The 1811-nt window shown below is 74.7% G+C and carries 2 protein-coding genes; one reads left to right on the top strand and one right to left on the bottom strand.

Annotation, left to right across the window (positions count from 1 at the left end):
• Positions 1–36 precede the first annotated feature (36 nt).
• Positions 37–573 carry a cell division protein PerM gene (locus tag CCN51_RS48475; protein ID WP_086861065.1) on the top strand — a complete coding sequence of 179 codons (537 nt, stop codon included), beginning with the start codon at positions 37–39 and terminating at the stop codon, positions 571–573.
• 93 nt (positions 574–666) lie between these two features.
• On the opposite strand, the gene CCN51_RS48470 is transcribed toward CCN51_RS48475, so the two are convergent.
• Positions 667–1578, bottom strand: a complete 912-nt coding sequence (locus tag CCN51_RS48470) for a hypothetical protein (RefSeq protein WP_086861063.1) — start codon at positions 1576–1578, stop codon at positions 667–669.
• Positions 1579–1811 lie beyond the last annotated feature (233 nt).

Below are 1811 nucleotides of genomic sequence, written 5' to 3'. Positions count from 1 at the left end.
AGCTGTGTATAAGAGCCAGGGGCGCTGCGGCCGGCCGTGTCGGTGTGGGGGTGGGGCCAGACCGCCCTGATGGCCGCGGGCGCCTCGCTCGGCTGCGCGGCCGCGATGGCGCTGCTCGCCGGTGCCTCGGGCGGGGCCCTGGGCACCCACGGACTCGCCGAGCTGGGCCCGAGCTGGTGGCGTACGGGCACGGCGACGCTGGCTTGGACCGCACTGCCGGGGATCCCGGGAGCGGTCCTCCTGCGATGGCTGCGGCTGTTCGTGCCCGCGCTGATGGCCTGGGTGGCCCGTAAGGCGGAGGCCCGCGCCTGGGCGGCCTCGGCGACGCCCCTGCCGCGATCGAAGCGATCGGAGACCGAGGGCCGGAGCGCGCAAGACAGCCGGAGCGCGCTGGGCACCGGGGATGACAAGGGCGCGGACGCCACCAAGGGACCCGCGCCCTGGTGGCGGCAGTTCTTTCCGCGCTACGACACGGCGCCGGGCCCCAACGCCGACCGGCCCGGGGCCCCGCCCCAGGGCCCTGGGCTGCCGGAGCACGAGCAGTACGAAGGCCGTGGCGCGTCCGAGGCCTGACTTGTGGTGAGTATCGGACAGCGACACGCTGTGGTGTTGGCGTGTCGCTGTCCGATACTCACCACAAAGTCACTGGCATTCCCTCGGACCTGCTCAGTCCTCCGTGCTGAGCAGCGGCCGGAGCTGCTTGGGCAGCAGGTCCTCGCAGGCGTGCCGGGAGGTCTGGGTGAGGGAGTCGTCCACACAGGAGTAGTAGTCGCTGTAGACGATCTGGGTGGTGAAGGTCGCCGCGACGATGGCCAGCGCCAGACCGCCCGTGACCAGCCCGCTGATCGCCGCCGTGGCCTGCGGCTTCGAGGGGCTGGTGCCCGGCGCCGGGCGGCGCGGCTTGGCGCGCAGCGAGCTGATGCCCCAGTAGACGGCCAGCGCACCGAGCAGCAGCGCGATCTGCGGCAGGCTGAACAGCGCGAAGAAGAAGGCCCACATGCCCGCGAGCAGGGCGTAGCGGGCGCGCCGCTGGGCCGGGTCGTTCGGGTCCCAGCGCGGGCCGCCGGAGCCGCCCTGGCCGCCCGTTCCGTTCGGTCGGCCAGGGTTTGATCCGAAGCCGCCGTTCTGGCGGCCGGGCTGGCGGCTGCTCCACTGGCTGCCCCAGGCCGGGGGCTGCTGCGGCGGGCCGTCCTGGCTGCCTTGACCGCCGCCCTGACCTTCCTGGTCTCCCTGGCCGCCCTGGCCTCCCTGACCGCCCTGTATGGCGCCGCCGGGGGTGCCGGGGGCGGCAGGCCAGTCGGTGCCACTTGGGCTGCCCGGGCTGCCGGGTTCACCAGGTCCGCCCGGCGCGGCACGGCCGTCGTCGCCGCCGCTGCCGCCGCTGCCGCCCTCACCGCCCGGCGCGGTGTCGGGCCGGTGCCTGGGCTGCCAGGGCTGGTCCGGCCGTCCCTCCGGCGGCGGTGCGAAGGGGTTGTTCTCCTCGCGCCCGGAGGGCGAGCCCTCGGGCGAGGCGGAGGAGGACGGGGACTGCTGCTCACGCAGCAGCGGCGTCGTGCGCGACGGGCGGGCGTACCTCATCGCGGCCCCCCGGTACGCGCAGGGGTCGGCATGAGGCAGTGAGCCGCGCGGCGGCGTCGGTCCGGCATGTGGAGGTGTCTTCCCCTTGTGTCGTCGTGATGCACGCAAGGCTTCCGTAGGGCCTGCGCCGTACGGCTCCCCTTGCGTGGGACGCGACGGTGGTTCCCACGGCGTCAGTCGGATTCGCAGTCCAGACGCTACCTCCCGCGCTCGCCCCCGTACCCCGGGGGCCG

This window comes from Streptomyces milbemycinicus (assembly GCF_002154605.1).
GTDB classification, from domain to species: Bacteria; Actinomycetota; Actinomycetes; order Streptomycetales; family Streptomycetaceae; genus Streptomyces; species Streptomyces milbemycinicus.
The sequence above is the reverse complement of the archived record's forward strand: the minus strand, read 5'-3'. Positions and strand labels throughout refer to the sequence as shown.

What these genes read in the sequence shown, in the direction of transcription:
- CCN51_RS48470 (WP_086861063.1), bottom strand. Translation starts at nt 1,578, where the DNA reads ATGAGGTACGCCCGCCCGTCGCGCACGACGCCGCTGCTGCGTGAGCAG.